Origin of the sequence: Saccharolobus solfataricus (assembly GCF_900079115.1) — an archaeon.
Taxonomy (GTDB): Archaea; Thermoproteota; Thermoprotei_A; order Sulfolobales; family Sulfolobaceae; genus Saccharolobus; species Saccharolobus solfataricus.
Map to the genome: position 1 here is coordinate 1,914,958 of NZ_LT549890.1, position 21,577 is coordinate 1,936,534.

Here is a 21,577-nt window from a genome sequence, read left to right on the forward strand (position 1 = left end):
AGAATTTAGCTTTTAATACTCATTCATTAGCTTACTTCTTTTGTTTCTCTAACATTTGTAATAGCTCTTTTGGAGCATCTTTCTCGCTTACTGCTCCTCTACCAGTCTTTCCTCCACCCTCATCATAGGTAAAGCTTATCATCTTTCCGACTCTCCATACCTTCTTTATCTTACTTATGTCTACTTGTTTTTCTTCTCCTTTATACTTGAACTTTACTGTTGCCATATTTCTTCAAGATATCCTTATGTTATTCTCTTAAATATACTTTACGGTTTTAACTCAAGTATAACTTAAGGTAATATCATAAGACTAAAAAGAGTTAATCCTTTAAGAGAAGAATATAACTTATTTTCAGAAATATAGGTTCTAAATAACAAACATTCAAAAAGCTTAATTTAGAAGAAGATAGAAATTTAAAAAGGTTTTAGTTAAGGTTAGGAATACCAGATCCAACCATAATAAGATTTCTTTTCTTTTTGCAATGAACGCCACTCTTCTGGAAACTCATTTCTCAAGTATTCCTCTGGTAATCTAGCCATGTCGTAAGTAATGGGAGTGTTAACTCTAGAATTGTCATTCTTTTTATCTTCTTTCTTGTGACTAATTTTGAGACCTATCATATATTTCACCCTAACTATATATAAGTCTTCTAATTTATAAACTTATCTAACATAAGTTAAAAGGGTTAAAACGTATAAAACCTTAGGAATACTTTCCCATCTTCAATGAATAATACTTTCAGTGTACTGGATCTAATTCTTTTTTGAAGAAACGATAATGAGATGTACCCATACTTGATTGGAATAACTAGGAACACTTATTACATAGCGATGGAATCTGAGAGGAACCCATTAGAGTCATACCTAGTAAGGATAGTGTACAAGGATAAAAGCGTAATCAATTATTCGTGTAGTTGCAAGGGATTTGCAATGAGAGGAAAATGCAAACACATAGCAATTGCTAAAAATAAGGTGAGATTTATAAGCGAGGAGAGGGTATGAATCTTGTGAGGCTCAGAACCCATTACATCTTCTCAACCGGTTTATTAACGCTTCTGGACTCTGTACTCTTTCATGAATATTTTTACTACGCTTTAATCTTGAGCGGAATAGTTTCGGTAATAGGTAATTCCTTGATTGATAGGATTGGCCATAAGGAGATTGCCACTAGGTATGGGTATATCCCGGTAAGGACACCTTTAACCCATACAATTCCTAGAAGTGTAGTTTGGGGTATTGTCTCCGTAGTCCCGGTCTTTATTCTCTTATTGATTTATTATTATGGGTTTAGCTATCACGAGTACTATTTCTCCCTTAGCAATAAGGTGGTGTTGTTAATATTGTTAAATGGTGTAGTTGTTGGGCCCTCTCATTTGTTCCTGGACGTATTTACGGAAAGGGGAATTTACGTTAAAAAATACGGTAGATGGAGAAGATTTGCCTTGGCACATTTCAGATATGATAACCCCTTAGTAAACGGTTTAGCAATAATAGCTGGTGCCGTAATGATATATCTGGCTTATCTCTGAGAGCTTCGCCTTTAAGAAAAAGCTAGTTCTGATATCTTCCACGCCTTAAAAGGCAAGAGTTACGCTTATCCATTCGGGTCTACATCTTTAATATTAACTAATTTGTTGCACTACAGCCCATCTCTCCATTAAATTCTTTCCTTCTCTTATTATCTTAAATTGACCAAGTATTTTCTTCCATTCGTCTCCACTAACATCCATTTTATCCTTTATGAGAAAGCTTCTTGTAACGCTTATGTAAGCTAAACCATTATCCTTTAGAATCCTCTTAATTTCCTTTATAGCGCCATTGTGGTCTGAAGTACAACACAGCATTAGGTTAGAGAAAACAAAGTCAATACTTTTATCTTTAATAAATTCCAGTTTTTGAGCTGGAGCTACATACGGTATAACGTTATTCAAAGACAACTTTTGGACTTTTTCCTTTAATCTTCTTATTGCCCTCTCGTCAGGATCTACTGCGTAAACGGTTTTCACAATTCTAGCGAGGATTGTAGTGAAGAACCCAGGACCACATCCCAAATCCACTACCGTGTAGTCTTCTTTTAGATATTTCACGAATCTTGATAGTATCCTATTAGGAGGTGAAACCAAAGACCTTAAAGAATTATCAAGAACTAGTGGATTAATGTATCTATCGTTTTTGCTCATTAATGTGTACATTTCTCTCTATCTAATTAAATTTTTCCCAATATTTAAAGGGGAACAAAAGTATATAACCTTAAAAATTAGTGAAAACACGTGTATAGAGCGATTTTCGTAGACTTTGGAAACACGCTAGTTGGTTTTAAACCAGCATTTTATGAGAAATTACAAACTATTCTGAGAGAACACGGTTATGATGTTGACATTAGAAGGGTCTTCAGAGCTTATGTGAAAGCCATGGCTGTTAATAACTATTCCCAACCAACTGATATTAAGGAATTCCTATATAATTTGAATATTCCTCCAAGTGATAGATTGATCAGCCATATAAGGGGTTCTGATATAAGGGACGGGGAAGCGTTCATATATGATGATGTGATGGAATTTTTAGAAACTATTAGAAGTACCAACACTAAATTAATCTTATTAAGCAACTCATCACCTAGGACTAAAAAGTTGTTGGAAGAATTGGGATTAGTAAAGTACTTTGATGACTTAGTCTTATCTCACGAGATTGGTATTGTTAAGCCTAATCCTAAAATCTTCGCCATTGCAATTTTAAAGGGCGGATATCCAGCTTTGCATATAGGGGATATATATGAAATTGATTACGTGGGAGCTAGGAGAAGCTATGTAGATGCGATATTGTTGGACAGATACGACTTTTATCCAGAGATCAAGGAAAAGGTAAGGAATTTAAGAGAGATAATTCCAATGGTCACGAAAAATCTCTAAATTTCAGGTAGATATTACCAAAAGTAAACTATATAGTTTATAATATCAATATAGGAAATCCTTTTAAATATTTGTGCCAGAAATTAAATATGGCATTCAATGGGATAAAATTCGATACTTCTGTTCCAGGTATGGTGCCTTGGGAGATAGTTACTATCTACTTTATAGTAGGGCTTGCAATAGTATTTTACTTCGCTAGGAGATTCGGCTTAAAGAGTTTTACAACAATTGATTTAGTTTACATTGCAGTGGGAGCAGCTTTTAGCGTGGTTTGGGAATTCTATATAGGTAGTTTCATTGGTAGATTTTTACCTAGTACACCTTTCATAGGAGTAGGATTTTGGGGGAGAATGTTCATTCTCCTTATTGTAGCTGCCTTAGTTAGAAAACCAGGTACTGGGATACTGAGTTTACTGATCTTTAATATACTGTCAGATTTATTCTTCTATGGTTTTGGCGGAGAACCCATGTATACAATTTATGAAGCCCTAACTTATGGATTATTTCTTGACCTTGTAATTGTAGCTAGTAGGGGAAAATTATTCGGTATTGGATATAAAAGTAGCAATGGGTCATCTGTGTCAACTAAAACTGTTGTGGGATTGGCAATATTAGAAGGTATAATAATTGGTATATTGTTTGCAATTCCAGACCCAATCTTTTATCAATTCCAGACCCAATCTTTTATCTTGGCTTCTTTAGGCCCTTAATAAGTGGGGCTATAGTGAACTGGGCTACTATACAATTTGACTTTCTAGCCTTTATACCTGGAGATGTGGTCATAGGAATTTTAGGAGCTTTAGCCGGGCAGAGGATAGCTAAAGCGGTGGGACAGTGAAGTTTGTGGAGATTAGGGATCTCCAAGTAACCTATATGGGAAAAGATAAGCCCAGCATAGTGGTAGATAAGCTTGATATAGAAGAAGGAGAATCCGTTTTAATAACTGGTAGGTCGGGAAGTGGTAAGTCGACGCTAGTAAGTGTAATTAATGGCGTAATTCCACACTTAATTAACGCTGAAATAAAAGGAGAAGTTAGAGTTTTTGGATTTGACGTTAAGAGTACGCCAATACATGAAATATCTAAATATGTGGGTACACTATTACAAGATCCGGATACTCAAGCTTTTAATTATACTATAATAGATGAGGTGGCTTTCGGCGTCGAGAACTATATGATAAGTAGGGATGAGATGATAGAGAGAGTTGAAGAGTCAATGAAGATATATGGCATTTCACACTTAAGGGATAGGGAGATTAATACTTTATCTGGAGGGGAACTTCAAAGAACTATCTTAGCGTCAGTTTTAGCCATGAGACCTAAGGCGTTAATTTTAGATGAGCCAACTTCCAATATAGACCCTCAAGGTACTAGGGAAATTTTAGAACTAGTAAAGACCTTTAGATCTGAGGGAATTAGCCTAGTTTTAGTTGAGCATAAAATAGAGAGAGTATTACCCTTTGTTGATAGAATAATTGTAGTAGAAGAAGGAAAAATTGCTGTAGATGTCAGAAAAGATGAGATTGTGGATAAGGCCGATTTTCTCTACTCTTTGGGTCTTGAAATACCAGATTATATGCTATTTTTAAAGAAAAACGGTTTTAGGAAAATAGATTACGAGTATTTAAGGAAAACTTATACTTATAGACCACCTTCTAGAATTGGGGGAAAAGGAGAAGCGCTATACGCGAGCGTAAAGGTTAAGACGAAAAATGGAATTTATCTGATTAATACTAAAATATCATTAAAACAAGGTACTATAACAGCGTTAATGGGTAAGAATGGCTCTGGAAAAACTACTTTATTGAAGGTAATTGTTGGTTTAATAGACAAGAAGAGGCTGATCGTAGAGGAGGAGAAGGTCATAGTCAACGGTGTAGATTTAAGTAAGACTAAGCTGGTGGAAAGGGGAAAATTCATAGCGTATTTACCTCAGTTCTTTGACGTTATGTTTATAAAGAGAACTGTTGAGGATGAGATTAAGTTCTCAATGAAGAATAGAGGTACATACGACGAGAAGAGGTTAGGAGAGGTTTTGAAGATGTTCTCTCTAGATGCCTATAGGAAGGAAGATCCTTTAGTTCTCTCCATGGGGCAAAGGAGAAGAGTTGCAATGGCCTCAGTACTAGCAGGTGGGGCTAAGGTTATACTAATGGATGAGCCGACAAGTGGACAAGATTGGTATCATAGGCAAATCTTGGGAAAAGAACTCTTAGAATTGAGAGATAAGGGATATACTATACTGGTTGTGACTCATGATTCCAGATTTGTTGATAGATTTGCTGATTATCTGTTAGTAATGAATGAGGGAAAAATCGTATTGGAAGGGAAGCCAGAAGAGGTTTTCATTAAATCACTAAGACATGGCATAGAACCTCCATTAGAATATGAGTTGGGAGGATTGATAAAAAATGAACACTTTAGTTGATCAAATAATAAGTTGGATAATTGTTCTCTACGGATCCGCAGTGCCAGCTTTATTCGTAATTTTCTTGATAGGAATAACAGGTTTAAGGGAAATAACGCGTTATGAGACTGGAAATACGTTTCTATATAAGTTAAACCCCGTTACGAAGGTAGTACTCACAATAGTAGTTATGACTGTAGCTGCTACTACGATATGGTGGATAGGCGCCATATTAACCCTAGTTCTCTTATTATCATATCTTACGCTAAACGATGGAGTAAGGAAATTCGGATATGCGTTTTTCTTAGCGCTTTCAACAATATTGGGTGGAACGTGGAGCATTGCTCCTTACACTCCACCTAGTACACTACAGTTAGCCTTCCCTAGTGTGAAACAGTTTACGGTAATTTGGACATTCCCATCTTATTTCCAAGTAATGGGGTATGAGCAACAATTAACGTTAGAAGCTCTAATTTACGGCCTTCAGACTACCTTTAGAGTAGCTCCAGTATTATTGTCAGCCTTACTGTTCATTACTACAACAACTGGATCCGATATCTTCAGGATGTTCACTAAAATAAAGATACCTATAGCAATTACGTTTTCAGTGTTAGTTGGCATAAGGATGATACCTAGGATATTTGAGCTGTTAGACACTTCAGTGAAGATGCAGTATATAAGAGGTTTAGGGTATAGTAGACCGAAAATAGTTTCTTCACTGTTAATAGTTTACGCGATTTTTGAAGCAATAATACCAACTATGGTGTATTTGTTTAGGGGAGCTAAGAACTTGGCAATTTCAGCTGATACTAGGGGATTTAGAGCTTATCCAAGTAGGACTAGTCTAGTAGAACTTAAGTTTACAAGAGTTGACTACTACGGTACTGCAATAATTGCGGCATTAATAATTATAGCAATTGTAGCTAATTTACTTGGATTTGGGAGAACGATACCATACGTTGGACTTTAATTTTTTATAATTTTATAATAATTTATCACTTTTAGATTAAGATATTAATTTTAAAGCTTCTTTTATCTGGTAATTAAATAACAAAAGGAATCTGGTTAAGGCGAGAATACCAAGGAGGTATCAAGGAAAGTTGAAATATATTGAAGAGGAAACAAAAGAATTATTAAAGAGAATACTGACATTGTAGTTATTGAGATAGTAACTATGGCTATTGCTATAACCACTGGAATTAGGAGTTTCCTTTTTATATCATGAAGATGTTTGACAATATTTAAGAGTCTTTTCGAAGGATGCTGGTCGTAATTTAAGCTAACCTCCCTTTGTTCTTAGGCTTTCTACGTTATTCCTTACAAACTCCTATCTTTCTAAATCCTAAACATGCTTCACTTCCTCTACATTCCTAGCTTAATTTGATCATCGTCAATGGATGGCATTTGTTAATAGTTGTAATTTCCATTAATAATCATGTATTAATACGGGAGTGTATAGATGAGTTAATGAGATTTAAATGTTCAAGTAGCTTAATATCTCCTTTACCTGAGCAAATGAAGCTTGATACCCATCTAAGGTTATTTCTACTAAAGTTGAGCCCTTATAAGCAACTATAATTGTTTTAGGATACGTAAAAGAAGTAGCTGAATAAGTAATGTAATATCCGTTATATTTATAATAATTGGTATTATTACCGAAGATTTCACTCCAACTACTATTTGAAGAGAATTTTACGATAACTATAGTCATTTCCACTTTAGTATTATTTACGTCTCCCACAAGTACTTCTTCTTCAATTGATTCGACTTCTAGTGAATGTTGTGTAGTAAGATTTGTACTATTAGCATAATATATTGTTATCGTACCAATAGACTTTAAATTAGTATTGTTTTGCAGAACCTCCCAATTTCCCCCAAAGATAGCTTCAGCCTCTTGAGGAGAGAACAAAAGGTCTTTTGAGGGATATACCATTATTAAAGCAAAAGATATTATAACTATTAATACTATAAAAATCAAGATTTTCTTATCCATGTGGATATGCACAGCCTTACAGTTATTTAAATTTTCATCTCTTAACTGCTTTGTGGATTGCTTCAGAATTGTACAAAAAGTTTATAAATTATTCGTTTAAGTATTACCTATGGGAAAGAGTAAGTACAAGAGGGACTGGAGCAAGTACGACGAGAACGTCATTACTAGATATAAGTTGATGTTCCCCTTCTACGTATTCGAACATTGGTGGGACTTATTAGCAGAGGAGAACAGGAACGCTAGGACAAAGTATAAAGCTCCGAAGGAGTTCGACGAATTCCTAGCCTTCCTCCACATCTTCCTACCTTACAGAGCAATAGAAGGAGTATTAAGAGCCTTAGAACAATTGAAGATCATCCCCACAAGCCTCGATTACTCAACAATATGGAAGAGAGTGAGGAACATGAAAATAACCTTCCCCGAGGCAAGTGACGAACTTGAAGTAATTGCAGACGCTACAGGCATTAGCACAAACACGGGAGGACAATACATTGTTGCCAAGTGGGGTAAGACTAGGGATTCAAAATTCCTCAAGATCGAGATAGTAATGGACAATAACGAATTCAACGTGATAAACGCTGAGGTCACTAGCAACGAGGTTGAAAGCGCTGTAAAAACAGTTAAGGATCTTCAAGATAAGGGAAAGAAGGTCAAGAAGTTTTATGGAGATAAGACATATGACGCCAATGAGGTTTACAAGACCGGAGTTGAGGTTGTAGTTCCTCCCAAGAAGAACGCTTCTACTAAAAGGGGCCATCTTGCTAGACGTAAGGCTGTGCGGGAGTTTAGGAAGTTGGGTTATGATCGTTGGAGGGAGGAGAAGGGTTATGGCGTTAGGTGGAGGGTCGAGTCCTTGTTCTCTGCGGTGAAGCGTACTTTTGGGGAATCGGTTAGGGCAACAAGTTTTGCTGGACAAGTAGTTGAGGCTAAGCTCAAGTTCTGGGCTTACGCGTGGATGGTTCACTTGGCGAATTCTGTAGTCGGTAGGGCTCCGGGCATTAGGGTGTAAGCTTGAGAGGAACGTTGAAATAAATATTAATTACTGAAAAATTAGTGTTATACAATATCGTTTTAATGAGACAAATTGAACAAATCAACAAAGTATCTCTTAACCATAATATTATCATTCCAAAACATCTTGAAGAAAGCTACTGCAGTAATGGCAACTGGTATTATTAGGGCTGAAATGGAGAGTGATAATCCAACTATCTCTGATACAAATCCAATTGTAGCTGGTACTACTAAGAACAATAAATTGTTATAAGCTAAGAAATAGGAATTTACTGCATTCCTCTCAGCTATACTTGTAGCCCTACTTATCATTATGGTAGCCATAGGAAATATTGAACCGTGAGGTATTCCCAGTAGTGCTATAACTGCTAAGAAAATAGAGTAATTTGGGGCGTATAGGATTCCAAATAACCCCAAAATTGTTATAATGATAGAAATTAACATTGGCATTCTGAGGTTTTCGAAAGGTCTTATGGTCATCGTAAGTCTAGTTAAGAAAGACATTATATAGAATGGCAAAAAGACAAAGTAGGCATCGAAATTAGGTAAGTTGAATCTATCCTTTGCCAATATTGCCAAGAATGTGGTAAATGCTGCGAATGGCACATTATACGTGGTAATTGATAGTGCAGCAGCTGTTAGACCCTTATTTTTAATCACTGAAATCCCACTACTTTCTCTCTTAACATCTGGGAATCTAATACTCGATGAAATTATAATGCCTATAACTGCTATTGGAATAAACCATAAGAATACATCCCTATAGTCGTATTTAGTTAGTAAATAGACTTCAATTGCAGGACCTAGAATCAAACTGGTACTAAGGCTAGTTGAGTACAGGGATAGTAGCCTCTCAACTGATTTCTTATCATTTGCCAAACTCGCTGCTGTTATTAGGTTAGGCATTACTAAACCGAATGCGATTCCGGCTAAGATTGAGATTATCCATATTGATATTGCGTTAGACAGATAATAGAGTGGTAACGAAAATAAAATTATAACATTGGAAATTACAAATACTCTCCTTCTTACCCTCGAATTAAGTTCAGGATTAATAAATGTTGTGGCGATAAAATTGAAGGTAAATAGTAATGCCGATAAAAGTCCAACCAGAGAGTTAGATAGTTGAAGACTATACTTTGCTAATAATGGAACCGTTGTAGTAACCATGTTATTTGTAGCTCTGGCTGAGATTGTCATTAGTACAAGAATTATGGCCGAGTAAATCAATGAATGTTTTGAGCTGTGCATTGCAGATACATAGTTGACAAGTTAAATTTAAACTTACTTACAAAAGTAGTAAACGTGTTAATTTTTTATGATTCGAATAAGCATAGCTTTATTAGACCATCAAGAGCAGTTACCCAATATGTTTGAAAATTTAAGTGAAGATCTAAGAAAGGCTTTGAATGAAGCCGGTTACATTAAACCTACCAGAGTCCAAGAAGTTGTTATTCCAGAATTGATGAACGGTAAAAGTGTAATAGTTCAAGCTAAGACCGGATCTGGTAAGACTGCAGCGTATGTTATTCCAATTTTAGAAAGAAATAGTACCGCTTTAATTTTATCGCCTACTAGAGAATTAGCAACGCAAATTCTAGATGAGATAAAGAAACTAGGAAAATATAAACAAATTGACGTTAGCTTGATAATAGGTGGGATGAGTTACGACGATCAAAGACAATCCAAAATAGTCGTTGGTACCCCAGGAAGACTTTTGGATCTGTGGAGTAAGGGCAAGATTGACTTCTCTGGTTACGATTTCGTTATAGTTGACGAAGCGGATAGAATGCTGGATATGGGTTTTATAGATGACATTAGAATGATATTGAATCATTGTAATGCTAAAATTGCAGGGTTCTTCTCAGCTACAATACCAGATGAAATTATGACCCTTGCCAAAGAGTTCTCCAAGGATCTTAGAGAGATCGTATTGGATGAATATAAACCGGTAGAGGAGGTTAAACAGAAATTCGTGAAGGTTAGGAATGATTGGAATGATAAAGTATCGAAATTACTGGAGGAAATAAACGGTGAGAAAATTCTGGTATTCGCTAGGACTAGGGATAGGGCTAGGAAACTATACTATCTGTTAAAAGGGAAGGGAGTAAATGTGGGACTTTTAAGTGGAGATATGCCTCAGAGCGTTAGATTAAAGAACTTTTACGGGTTCAAAAAGGGAAAGTACAATGTTCTAGTTGCAACTGATTTGGCTTCTAGAGGAATTGATATAATAGATGTTAACAAGGTAATAAATTTCGATATTCCCAGAGACGTGGAGACTTACATACATAGAGTAGGAAGGACTGGTAGAATGGGAAGAGTGGGTCAAGCAATAACGTTCTATACGTTCAGAGAAGCTGACATGATTAAAAGAATCAATAACTTACTTGCAATTTAGGAAAACGTTTTTATTTTTGAACATTCATTTCCCTTACGTGCTAAGGAATACATTACTAATCCTCCTTTTGCTCTTACCAACACCATTACTGGCCATTTCATTACCAACTGGAGTAGTAGCTTATGACGGTCCTATATTCACAAATCAAGTATTAGGTTACGTGAATATAACATCACTTCAGGCTTATAATGCATCTGGTTCAAAATTTGGAGTTCCACCTTATGGTGCTTCGCTGCAATTAAACGTCATGCTACAAGTGAATACTAGCAATGAGGAGTACTATTTTTGGCTACAAAATGTAGCAGATTTCATTACAAATGAGAGCAAGATGTTCTTTAGTGAAAATATTTGGAACTCAACTACTCCATTAGCTGGAATAAATAACGTAATTGGCAAGGGTGAAATATACTCCACCTCAGACCTTTTCTCTCATTCTTCATACTACGCTTACGGCACTTATTATATTAAATACGATTTCCCATTTTCGTTTTACCTTATAGTAAATGAAAGCCATAATAATCAAGGAGTATATGTTAGTTTCGGTTACGTTATTCTTCAGAACGGAAATATAACTCCACCCAATCCAACGTTTTACGATACAGTTTTCATCCCAGTTAATAATTTGACCTCTGCCTCAATTATAATAGCTAATCAGACTACTCCTAATTTAAACTTAGGTATTATAACATATTTGGGAAGCTACTTAGATGCTGAATTGGTATGGGGAGGATTTGGAAATGGTGCATCTACAACGTTCTTAAACATGTCCTCTTATCTAGCATTACTGTACATGAAAAACGGTAAATGGGTCCCATTTTCACAAGTATATAATTACGGGAGTGACACAGCAGAGTCCACTAATAATTTACGTGTTACCATAGCAAAAAATGGAGATGCATACGTTACAATAGGAAAGCAGAATCCAGGATTGTTAACTACTAACTTTAACCCTTCAATCCCTGGTTTCTTATACTTGAATATTAGTAGTAAAATACCGTTTCTAGTTAATAACATCATTTCACGTACTTTCTCTGGTTACGTTTCAGCCCCAATTAAATTAGGCTTCTTTATGAATTATTCCATTAACTCATCCTCCTTTGCAGTCCTCAATGGAAACTATCCTAGCTTAATAGAACCTAACGTCAGTTGGTTCAAGATTTTGAACATTATCCCTAACTACACATATTACTACTTGGTGAGAGTAAACTCATCTATTCCAGTTATTGGCACGATAAATGGTAAACAAATTACCTTAAATGATACAAATTGGTTTGCCCAAGGTACTCAAATCAAAATAGTTAATTACACGTATTATAATGGTAGCGATGAGAGGTATGTTATTTCATCAATTTTACCATCGCTATCGTTTAACATTAGCTCGCCTTTAAACGTTACCATAAACACTATAAAACAATATCGAGTTATAATAAACTCCGATTTGCCAACATACTTAAATGATAAAAGGGTAAATGGAAGCATATGGATTAACACTGGTACAATTGTTAAATTAAGTGCAAGTATCCCCTTTTATGAAGTGGGAAGGTTTATCGGGACTTATAACTTAACACTAGGAGGGACCATAGTAGTGAATAAACCGATAGTTGAAAAATTGCAATTATCTATTAATAATTTACTATTAGAAATAACGGCTATAATAATAGTAATAGTTATTATCATGTTAATACTGAGAAAGAGAAGATAAAATTATAGCGTGACTTTTTTAAACCTAAGTCTTACGTGAATATAAGCCAAAAATAACCCAACAAGCATTGAGACTATTATAAGAACTAATGTATTGAAATTGATTATGGGTTTCATGGGCGAATACAGATTTATACCTTGAAATAGAATGAGTGATAGGCCTAAAGCCATTACGCCAAGTATTACATATTTCAATTTACTATTTAAATTTTGAAACTGCAATCTTCTTCTCCATAATTCTCCTGTGAAGTAAAATAGCACTATTCCGATTACAATAAAGGTAAATTTTACAAACACAGTGTATAGAAATATTTTCCACCATTCAGCAAGATGATTTAACTCATATAATTGGATGAACACGAAAGAAGAATAGAATATCATCCAATCAACTAGTCTACTGTTTTTAAAGGGACCATAAATTCTGATCCAAGGCATCTTAACTACTTCTTTCAACCCAGGATCTGCCGTCTTATTTATTATTCTCATTGGATCTTCAAGATACCACATTATCCCCCTGCTTTTCCTTATATTACCGTCGTAGTCCAGTTCATAATTTTTAACCAATCTACCTAAAGGGAAAAACAATTCTACACCCCTATCCGTAGGTGATGTAAGTAGATCCAAAGCCATATGAAGAAATATTCCCAATCCTAAGTAAAAGTTTAAATAGACCATTGCAAGAGCGAAAAAGATGTTATGGAAGAGAGCTCTGTGTAGTTGATATTTTGCAAATATTTTCCTCTTAGTTAATACATATTCCCTATCCAGGTCAGGTATTGCCGCTCCAATCCCTACTAACACAGCTAAGGTTATGTCATTGTGGAAGAAAATTAGCCCAAATGCCAAGGCTAATATTATGTGAGTGTGTAAATTCATATAAAATTATTACCTTTTCTCATTCTAATAAATTTTATGACAGCATGAAATTAATAAAAAGCTTGGTTCTAACCTTCAGATAATTAAGTTAAAATATTCACTTAGTTAATAATAAATGTTAAGATTGTTTAAGATGAGGAAAAATACCTAAAATAGTAAACTATTTATAAAATTTAGTAGAAAATCATCTCTTCTATAAAATAACGAGATTTTTAGATCCTATAATTTATCTATAATTTACTTAAAAATTTTTCAGTTATATTGTAAAAGTCTCTTCATTATGATAGAATACTGTTTAACTTTTAATGAGTAAAAAATTGAAGGAAGAAACAAACGATTGTAAAATATGAAGGAAGAAACAAAAGTTTCAATCGCAGCAATGATAGGTATAGCATTCGAATTCTATGATTTTTTGATATTCGGATTCGTAGCTGGCATCTTGGCTAACTTATTCTTCCCATCTGGAAATAAAATAGTGTCGCTTCTTGACACGTTTGCAGTATTTGCTACAGGCTTTGCTGGTAGACCGCTGGGAGCAATAGTGTTTGGTCATCTAGGTGATAAGATAGGAAGGAAATATACATTAATAATTACTATGACATTAATGGGGCTATCGTCATTATTTACGGGTTTATTACCAGGTTACGCTATATTAGGTGTTTTAGCACCCACGTTGCTGACGATTTTGAGATTACTTCAAGGATTTTCACTAGGAGGCGAATTTGGAGGAGGAATTACTCTCTCAGCGGAATTTGCAGAACCTGGGAAAAGAGCTTTTTATACCGGAATTGCTCAAATGGCCCAAGGTATAGGCCCGCTAATGGCTACTGGATTAATATTCGTCTTTAGTAGTATTATGTTACCTAGTGCTTTCGCATCTATTGGTTGGAGAATACTTTTCATAATTGGCGCATTTATCGCAGTAATAGGAGTCATGATAAGACTAAAAATTTCTGAATCACCAGTATTCAAAAAAGTTAAGGAGAAGAATGAGATTTCTCATTTTCCACTAGTTGATGCTTTCAGAATTTATTGGAAAAGGATACTATTGGGTTTAGGATTCATAATAGGTGGTACTACAATGACATATGCTACTAGTGTTTTCGCATCATCATATTTAGAAAATGTGATAGGAGTACCTGCACGACTCGTTTCATTAGCCTTGACTATAGGATACATCGTTGAGGCAATATCTATACTCTTGTTCGCAATGTTGGCTGATAAAGTAGGGAGAAAGCCATTAATGGTTGCAACTGCAGTAGGTTTATTAATCCTCGTATACCCGTATTTCTTATTAATCTCTACTGGCCAATTCTCACTAATATTGTTAGCTCAAATAATGTACTCCGTTATAGGTTCAATGTCAACTGGTGCATATGCAACTGCCTTAACTGAGTTATTCCCAACCAAAGTAAGATATACAGCCTTATCCTTCGACTACCATGTGGGAGTTGCGGTATTTGGAGGAACCACGCCATTCATTGCAAGCTATCTGATTTACGCTACTGGTTATAAATTAGCACCTGTTTATTGGGGAATAGCTGGAATGATCTTAACATTAATAGCTTATTTATTGTATAAAGAAACTAAAGGAACAGTATTTGAGGGACAAGAAGTATTGAAAAGATAAGGGATAATCATGGAGCTAGCCATAAGAAACGGGATCGTTTTTAACGGAAAAGAAATAATAGGAAAAACTAACATCTATGTGAGAGAAGGAAAAATTGTAGAAGTCTCTAGAGAAGATCACAGTGCGAAAATGGAAATTGATGCCAAAGACATGTTTGTAATGCCCGGATTAATTGACGCTCATATTCATCTTTCTGGAATCAAAGGTGGTAGTCTATTAAAGATAATGTTTGAGAAACCAGAATATAGGGTACTTCGCGCTGCTAAATGGCTAGAAAAGCTACTGTTAGCTGGATTTACAACTGTCAGGGACTGTGGAGAAACAGTGTCTTTAGCCTTAAAGAGGGCTTTAAATGACGGAATTATAGGTGGGCCTAAGGTAATTGCTGCCGGCAAACCTATTACACAGACTTTTGGACATGGGGAATTAAGTCATGATGTACCGTTAGAGTTCTCAAAAACCATGAGCTTTTCTGAATTTTGTGACGGAATGGAATCATGTATTCACGCTGCCAGGAAAGTTCTAAGGGATGGCGCTGATTTCATCAAAATATTCGCAACTGGCGGAGTGCTATCACAGAGGGATAGACCAGAACATCCCCAGCTAAGTTACGAGGAGATTAGGGCAATAGTTAACGAAGCTGAAAAAGTCAATACTTACGTAGCAGCTCATGCTCATGGAGATAGAGGAGCAAGGATTGCAATAGAGGCTGGAGTAAAAACGTTAGAACACGGTACCTTACTTAAGGATGAGACGCTAAAGTTAATGAAGGAGAAAAACGTAACGTTAACTCCAACATTGACGATTCAAGAGTTAATATTCAAATATGGTAAACAGATTGGAGTCGATGAGTGGGGACTCCAAAAGATCACTTCCGTAAGGGAGAATATTGCAAATGTTGTTAGAAAAGCTAAGGAGTATGGAGTTACGATAATAAGTGGTACTGATTTGGGTTTTGAAACGGGATTAGAGGAGATTGATATGGGAAAGAATTGGATGGAGACTGTTTTACTTGTTGAAAGAGGAGGGCTGTCTCCAATAGAGGCTTTAAGAGCCTCAACTTATAATGCTGCGATGGCTATTGGAATTAACGCTGGTGTAATAGAGATTGGAAAAGATGCTGATATCATAATCATTAATGGTGATCCTACGCTAAATGTGAGGGAAATATCTAAGATTACACATGTAGTCAAGAATGGAAAATTAACGGTGGAGAATAAGTCAATTAAGGGTTAGTTTTTCTTTTTATAAACCTTTTAAGTTTTAAATGTATAATTAACTTATGGCTAGTTATGAAGAAGTTAGGAGAAGTTTTTCGTGGAGTGAGGTAATTAGATATTTAGACGAGAACCCATTAGACGTTTTGACTTCTCATGACGGTATAGCAGTTAAGAGATTCACTAAGAACGCTATGGAGGAGATAAGCTTCTCAGATCTTAAAAGAAAGGCATTAAGACTTGCCTTATATCTCAAGGAGTTTCATAACATTAAAAAGGGTGATGTAATAGCAATATTAGCTTCAAAGAAGATTCAACAAATCATAGTATTTTTAGCAACTCTCTCCCTAGGAGCAATTTATCAACCATTATTTACTGCATTTGGGCCAGAGGCAATTAAGATGAGGACTAGAGATGTAAAACCAAAAATTATCTTTTGTCAAGATGACCAAAAGGATAAGATAAATGATGCAATACTCTTCTCCAAGTTTGATGAATTATTAAGTTACGGTGAATTGAAAGAGATTGAAAAGATAAATTGGGATGATGCAATAATTTTACTTTACACTTCTGGTACTACGGGAACACCTAAAGGGGCCCTAATCGCTAAGAGGCTATTTCTTAACATTTATGTCTACATGAAATATGGTATAGGTGTTAGGGAAAATGACGTGTTTTGGAACCCCGCAGATCCTGGATGGGCTTATGGGCTATATTATGGTATAATAGGACCGCTAATGTTTGGGAAAACTATAATCTTTCTTGACGAACCATTTAACCCAGAAAGGACAATGGAGTTCATGGAGGAAAATAAGGTTACTAATTTTGCTTTCGCACCTACGGCATATAGAATGATAGCTGGAACGGTTAAGAAGAAGTATGATTTAGTATTGGAAAGAGCGAGTTCTGCAGGTGAACCACTTAACCCAGAAGTTATAAGATGGTTTATGGATAAGTACAATGTTACTATCAAGGATCATTATGGACAAACTGAAGTTGGAATGGTAGTTTATAATGGCTGGGGATATGACGCAAAAGTAAAAATAGGGAGTATGGGACTACCTGCACCTGGTTATGAGGTCGATATAATAGAGGATATTATAGCTGTCAAGAGAGATTCTCCAGGTTTCCACTTCTTGGGATATCTAAACAATCCAGAGAAGACCAAGGAATCATTTCGAGGCGATTGGTACTTGACTGGTGATAATGCGTATAAAGATGAGGAAGGATATTTATGGTTTGTTGGAAGGAAGGACGATGTGGTTAAGGTATCTGGTTACAGGATAGGTCCATTTGAAGTTGAGAGCGTACTTCTAGAATTTCCCGCAGTACTAGAATCTGCTGTTGTTGCCGATGAAGATCCAATACGAGGACATGTATTACATGCTTATATTGTACTCAAAAGTGGATATACTCCAAGTGAGGAACTAAAGAAGGAGATTATTGATTTTGTAAATACTAAATATTCTAGGCACGTACATCTAGAAAGGGTTGACTTTGTTGATAAATTGCCAAAGACTGAGAGTGGTAAAATACAAAGATATCTACTTAGAAAGAAATAAAAAATTAAGGTTCCATTTTCACTTCTCTTTTTCTCTCCAATCCCAAATATATTGCTATACTCAAAAATAATCCAAGATACCAACCATAGTCATATAGCAAGGATAGTTTAGGAATTAGAAATCCTATTACTGGTACAGAGAACCCTATGATCATTGCAACTAACGCATTAACGTTATAGCCTGACACATACCAATATCTTCCATTTGGCTTAAATAGATCTGCAAGTTTAATTTCAGTTTTTCCTAATATCCAGTAGTGGGCTATCATGACTCCGGCGACAGAACCTAGACCGGCACCAATCAAATTTATCACATTTTCTATACTTGAAGCGTTATTGTACCATAACCATGGGGCGTAAAGTAAACCCAGAATTGCAGATACAATAGCTGATTTAGACCACGTGTTAAGCTTCTTTGGGAATAAACTTATCAAGTCGTAAACGGGTGATACAATATTTGCTGCAACGTTAACTGAGATTGTTGCAATAACTAGACTGATTCCTAAGATTAACGTTATGTAAGGATTGTCAGTAAAGAGATACATTATATTTACTGGGTTTACATAATTAATTGTGTCATTACTTGGAATATTGTAAATATAAATTACTGCCGATGCTAACCCAACTGCTATGAAGCTGAAAAGCAACGTAAGTATAGGTAGACCAATAGTTTGTCCTATTAGTTGGTCCTTTTGGCTTCTAGAAAATCTCGTAAAGTCCGGAATGTTTAGGACTAGGGTTGCCCAAAAACCTGCCATTGTGGATATTGCTAAGGCTATGTTAGGTAATGAAACGTTATTGCCCCTTATTTGAAACAATGATGATAGACCATTTGCAAGAGTAATTGCGTGAATCATCAAACCTCCTAAGATTATTATTACCAAGGGACCAGCAATTAGTTCAAATTTCTTTATATCATCCATTCCCTTAAATAAGACTAATACATTAAGGAACCAAAAGAGGAAGAACGAAATTGTCAGATGGAGTGGCATTCCTAAGAGGTCTGCTGAGATTGTTGACCATGAGGGATAAAAGATTGAGATTAGCGCATCTAATATTAGACCGCCAGCATAGGTCTCAACGGAGAACCAAAACAATGCTGAAATTGCCCTCATTATTACTGGTACTCTAGCACCCCTTATTCCGAACATTGGTCTAATTGATGAGGGGAATGGAATTCCCCATTTTGTACCTATATGCCCATTTAAGTATAGCGCTATTAGCAAGGTAAAGTAGGCTATTGCGATGATCATTAATGCTATTAGTGGGCCGAACTCAAATGTTAATAGCCCCGCAAGCATAAATGCGGGGACGTTATGTATCATTCCAGCCCATATGGTAGCATAATTTATCCATGTCCATGTTTTTGCGTTTTTAGGAAGCGGTGCTATGTTTGGATTATAGTAACTGTCTGGTACTACAGTCGTTCCTTGATTATATTCCGTTAAGTCTAAATTAACGTGGTTTATTTCTTGTTCTGACATCTTTCAGTATTGCTAAAAAGGGGTATATAAATTAAACTGATTAAAAGAGAGAGTAATTTTTAATCTAATCGTGAATTAGGAAATACCAAAAATCTCCAATATTCTCTAATTATATTTTTCTAATTTACTAGAGTCAATGTAACTAGATAAGAGGAAAAGTGACTTATACGATATTATATATACATTATTTATGAGGTGTGTTTTTTGACATATAATAATTCTGAGAAAAAATTGAGAATTCATCCTAGTTCATCTCTCCTGAGGTCACCAATTCAGTAAGAGTTCGATACCGCATTTACGAACTACGAAATCATTACCTCTCAAACTGTACGATTAGCGTACGTTTCTTTAGATATTACTTTAAAAAGACCTATCTTATTTCGTAAATAATTTGTATGACAAGCGTCAGTAACTCCGATAAGTTGTTAAGGAAAGAGTTGGGCCTCTTGGATCTAACCTTTTTATCTTTAAGTGCAATGATAGGTTCTGGTTGGTTACTAGCTTCCTTAAGCGTGGCATCCATAGCGGGGCCATCTGGAATTTTATCTTGGATAATAGCTGGGATAATGGTAATGTTTATAGGGTTAGCTTATGCCGAACTTGGAAGTTCAATACCTAAAACTGGTGGTATAGTTAGATATCCAGTTTATTCCCACGGAAGTTACACTGGATTTGTCATAGCATTTCTATATCTTCTCTCGGCAATCTCTACACCTTCTATAGAAGCTTTAGCAACAATCGAATACTTAACTAATGTAAACCCTACTTTGAGTAAATTGCTTACTAACTCAACAGTTGTTAACGGCACACCAGTTACTATATTGACGCTTCCCGGATTACTGTTTTCCATTCTTTTACTATTTATCTATTTCTTAGTAAATTATTACGGTATAAAGATCTTAGGGAAAACGAATTCAGCCATAACAGTTTGGAAATTGATCATACCAGTTGTTACATTTATGTTATTATTTTTCGCATTTAAATCAAGTAATTTTACAAATTATGGAGGATTATTTCCGAAAAGTGTTGCATCAAATTATGGTGGTCCAGTTGGTATGCTGTATGCAATACCCTCGGCTGGGATAATCTACTCGTATTTAGGATTTAGACAACCCATAGAGTATTCTGGAGAGGCCAAAAACCCTGAAAGGAACGTATGGAGAGCCATAATTCTCTCAATAGTAATTGCCATACTAATTTACACTTTCCTACAAATAGCTTTTATAGGTGCAATAAATTGGGTATCTGCTGGAGTAACACCAGGCAATTGGTCAGCATTGCTAAATAGTAAGTGGGCTAACAGTCCATTCTACAGTGAGCTGGAAGCTGAAGGTCTAGCAATAGCTGGAGCTTGGGGATATGTACTTTTAATAGATGCGGTTCTATCTCCCAGTGGAACTGGACTAGTTTATACTGGGACATCAGCTAGGACGCTTTACGGGTTATCAGCAGAAGAATATTTCCCACTAATATTTAAAAAATTAAATAGCTATAGAATCCCTATATGGTCCTTAATCGTATCCTTAATAGCCAGTATCATATTCCTACTTCCGTTTCCAAGTTGGTATTTATTAGTTGGATTCAACTCCTCAGCTACTGTACTTACGTATATTATGGGCGGTATAGGTTTACAAACCTTGAGAAAAACAGCCCCCGATTTAAAGAGAGGAATTAAGATACCGTTTGCTAGCATAATAGCGCCAGTTGCTACAATAGTTTCCTTGCTAATAGTGTATTGGTCAGGGTTTACAACATTGTTTTATATCATCTCTGCTTTATTTATTGGAATTCCAATCTTCTGGATAAATTATGCTGTGAAGATTCTAGGGCTAAAGAAATGGATTGGTATTAGCTTAGGAATATCACAACTAGTTGTAAATATCATATTAACTATAATCGGATATTATAGCCTAGTTTTGAATAACGATAATCCTATACTATACTTTGCACTATTTATATTAATGGCGTTAACACCCCTAGTAGTTGCTTATCTAACTGTAAACACTAATGAGAAAGTACACCTGAAGAGTGGATTTTGGCTTATGGGCTTAATTATTACAATTTACATTATCAGTTATCCTAGTGAGTTTGGACCATCAAGCAACTCTGCTCCTATAAGATTCCCTTATGATATTGCAATAATTTCGATAATAGGTATAATATTCCATTATTTAGCCGTTTTAAGTGGTTTTAGAACAAGGGAAATAGAAGAAATTATTGAAGATCAGAAGGAGAGAAGAGATTAATTGAAAAAATGTTATTTCGAATCTTAATGGAAACTTTTTAATCAAGAAATTATGCCTTATTTTAGGTCGAAAAATCATGCTAAAATAATGAAAAGTAGAAACTGTTTATTATAATAGTTGTGAGTTTCCAAACAATTTCTAA

Annotated in this window: 19 protein-coding genes and 1 pseudogene; 13 read left to right on the forward strand and 7 right to left on the reverse strand. The window is 35.4% G+C overall.

Annotated features, from left to right (window positions below):
- Positions 1-31: 31 nt before the first annotated feature.
- Together ssh7a and SSOP1_RS10290 are read right to left on the reverse strand one after the other, a co-directional pair.
- Entirely contained in the window at positions 32-226 is a 195-nt protein-coding gene (ssh7a, locus tag SSOP1_RS10285; protein ID WP_009992021.1) for a chromatin protein Ssh7a, read from the reverse strand.
- Positions 227-435: 209 nt separating this feature from the next.
- Positions 436-621, reverse strand: coding sequence for a hypothetical protein (locus tag SSOP1_RS10290; RefSeq protein WP_012952491.1), 186 nt, complete (start codon positions 619-621; stop codon positions 436-438).
- Between the two features lie 162 nt (positions 622-783).
- Here SSOP1_RS10290 and SSOP1_RS10295 point away from each other — a divergent pair, with 162 nt between their 5' ends.
- Positions 784-1,002 carry an SWIM zinc finger family protein gene (locus SSOP1_RS10295; protein WP_012717621.1) on the forward strand — a complete coding sequence of 73 codons (219 nt, stop codon included), beginning with the start codon at positions 784-786 and terminating at the stop codon, positions 1,000-1,002.
- On the forward strand, positions 999-1,529 hold the full coding sequence (locus tag SSOP1_RS10300; protein ID WP_010923734.1) for a DUF1286 domain-containing protein: 531 nt from the start codon (positions 999-1,001) through the stop codon (positions 1,527-1,529). The genes SSOP1_RS10295 and SSOP1_RS10300 overlap by 4 nt, the downstream gene beginning before the upstream one ends.
- A 93-nt stretch (positions 1,530-1,622) precedes the next feature.
- Here SSOP1_RS10300 and SSOP1_RS10305 read toward each other — a convergent pair whose 3' ends face one another.
- The gene (locus tag SSOP1_RS10305; RefSeq protein WP_010923735.1) at positions 1,623-2,192 is read right to left on the reverse strand and encodes a class I SAM-dependent methyltransferase; all 570 of its coding nucleotides are present in this window, start codon (positions 2,190-2,192) and stop codon (positions 1,623-1,625) included.
- A 78-nt stretch (positions 2,193-2,270) separates the two neighbouring features.
- Here SSOP1_RS10305 and SSOP1_RS10310 point away from each other — a divergent pair, with 78 nt between their 5' ends.
- From SSOP1_RS10310 to SSOP1_RS10325, 4 genes and pseudogenes are all read left to right on the forward strand, one after another.
- Positions 2,271-2,909, forward strand: a complete 639-nt coding sequence (locus tag SSOP1_RS10310; protein WP_010923736.1) for an HAD family hydrolase — start codon at positions 2,271-2,273, stop codon at positions 2,907-2,909.
- A gap of 89 nt (positions 2,910-2,998) precedes the next feature.
- Positions 2,999-3,747, forward strand: a pseudogene (locus tag SSOP1_RS10315) (hypothetical protein).
- A complete protein-coding gene (locus tag SSOP1_RS10320; protein ID WP_010923738.1) occupies positions 3,744-5,336 on the forward strand; it encodes an ABC transporter ATP-binding protein in 1,593 nt (530 codons plus the stop codon). Before SSOP1_RS10315 ends, SSOP1_RS10320 begins: the two are co-directional and overlap by 4 nt.
- Positions 5,320-6,285 (forward strand): energy-coupling factor transporter transmembrane component T family protein, encoded by a 966-nt coding sequence (locus tag SSOP1_RS10325; RefSeq protein WP_010923739.1) that lies wholly within the window; start codon positions 5,320-5,322, stop codon positions 6,283-6,285. Before SSOP1_RS10320 ends, SSOP1_RS10325 begins: the two co-directional genes overlap by 17 nt.
- Before the next feature lie 504 nt (positions 6,286-6,789).
- Here the strand turns inward: SSOP1_RS10325 and SSOP1_RS10330 are convergent.
- On the reverse strand, positions 6,790-7,308 hold the full coding sequence (locus tag SSOP1_RS10330; RefSeq protein WP_048054251.1) for a hypothetical protein: 519 nt from the start codon (positions 7,306-7,308) through the stop codon (positions 6,790-6,792).
- Positions 7,309-7,417: 109 nt separating this feature from the next.
- Here SSOP1_RS10330 and SSOP1_RS10335 point away from each other — a divergent pair, with 109 nt between their 5' ends.
- On the forward strand, positions 7,418-8,317 hold the full coding sequence (locus tag SSOP1_RS10335; protein WP_010923619.1) for an IS5-like element ISC1058 family transposase: 900 nt from the start codon (positions 7,418-7,420) through the stop codon (positions 8,315-8,317).
- Positions 8,318-8,379: 62 nt separating this feature from the next.
- On the opposite strand, the gene SSOP1_RS10340 is transcribed toward SSOP1_RS10335, so the two are convergent.
- Positions 8,380-9,570, reverse strand: a complete 1,191-nt coding sequence (locus tag SSOP1_RS10340) for an MFS transporter (protein WP_010923741.1) — start codon at positions 9,568-9,570, stop codon at positions 8,380-8,382.
- A 67-nt stretch (positions 9,571-9,637) separates the two neighbouring features.
- Between SSOP1_RS10340 and SSOP1_RS10345 the strand changes: the two genes are divergently transcribed.
- Together SSOP1_RS10345 and SSOP1_RS10350 are read left to right on the forward strand one after the other, a co-directional pair.
- A complete protein-coding gene (locus SSOP1_RS10345) occupies positions 9,638-10,720 on the forward strand; it encodes a DEAD/DEAH box helicase (protein WP_010923742.1) in 1,083 nt (360 codons plus the stop codon).
- Between the two features lie 37 nt (positions 10,721-10,757).
- Positions 10,758-12,422 carry a thermopsin family protease gene (locus SSOP1_RS10350; RefSeq protein ID WP_048052563.1) on the forward strand — a complete coding sequence of 555 codons (1,665 nt, stop codon included), beginning with the start codon at positions 10,758-10,760 and terminating at the stop codon, positions 12,420-12,422.
- Positions 12,423-12,424: 2 nt separating this feature from the next.
- Here SSOP1_RS10350 and SSOP1_RS10355 read toward each other — a convergent pair whose 3' ends face one another.
- Positions 12,425-13,297, reverse strand: a complete 873-nt coding sequence (locus tag SSOP1_RS10355) for a metal-dependent hydrolase (RefSeq protein ID WP_010923744.1) — start codon at positions 13,295-13,297, stop codon at positions 12,425-12,427.
- Positions 13,298-13,643: 346 nt separating this feature from the next.
- Between SSOP1_RS10355 and SSOP1_RS10360 the strand changes: the two genes are divergently transcribed.
- Genes SSOP1_RS10360 through SSOP1_RS10370 form a run of 3 tightly spaced genes read left to right on the forward strand, consistent with a single transcriptional unit; the run spans position 13,644 to position 17,706 of the window.
- A complete protein-coding gene (locus SSOP1_RS10360; protein ID WP_010923745.1) occupies positions 13,644-14,927 on the forward strand; it encodes an MFS transporter in 1,284 nt (427 codons plus the stop codon).
- A gap of 9 nt (positions 14,928-14,936) precedes the next feature.
- Positions 14,937-16,163, forward strand: coding sequence for a metal-dependent hydrolase family protein (locus SSOP1_RS10365; RefSeq protein ID WP_010923746.1), 1,227 nt, complete (start codon positions 14,937-14,939; stop codon positions 16,161-16,163).
- 46 nt (positions 16,164-16,209) lie between these two features.
- Positions 16,210-17,706, forward strand: coding sequence for an acetate--CoA ligase (locus tag SSOP1_RS10370; protein WP_010923747.1), 1,497 nt, complete (start codon positions 16,210-16,212; stop codon positions 17,704-17,706).
- 4 nt (positions 17,707-17,710) lie between these two features.
- Here the strand turns inward: SSOP1_RS10370 and SSOP1_RS10375 are convergent, their stop codons facing one another.
- Positions 17,711-19,189 carry an NCS1 family nucleobase:cation symporter-1 gene (locus SSOP1_RS10375; RefSeq protein ID WP_010923748.1) on the reverse strand — a complete coding sequence of 493 codons (1,479 nt, stop codon included), beginning with the start codon at positions 19,187-19,189 and terminating at the stop codon, positions 17,711-17,713.
- Between the two features lie 395 nt (positions 19,190-19,584).
- On the opposite strand from SSOP1_RS10375, the gene SSOP1_RS10380 reads away from it, so the two are divergent.
- Complete coding sequence (locus tag SSOP1_RS10380; RefSeq protein WP_010923749.1) at positions 19,585-21,435, forward strand: APC family permease; 1,851 nt, start codon at positions 19,585-19,587, stop codon at positions 21,433-21,435.
- The last annotated feature ends 142 nt before the right edge of the window (positions 21,436-21,577 follow it).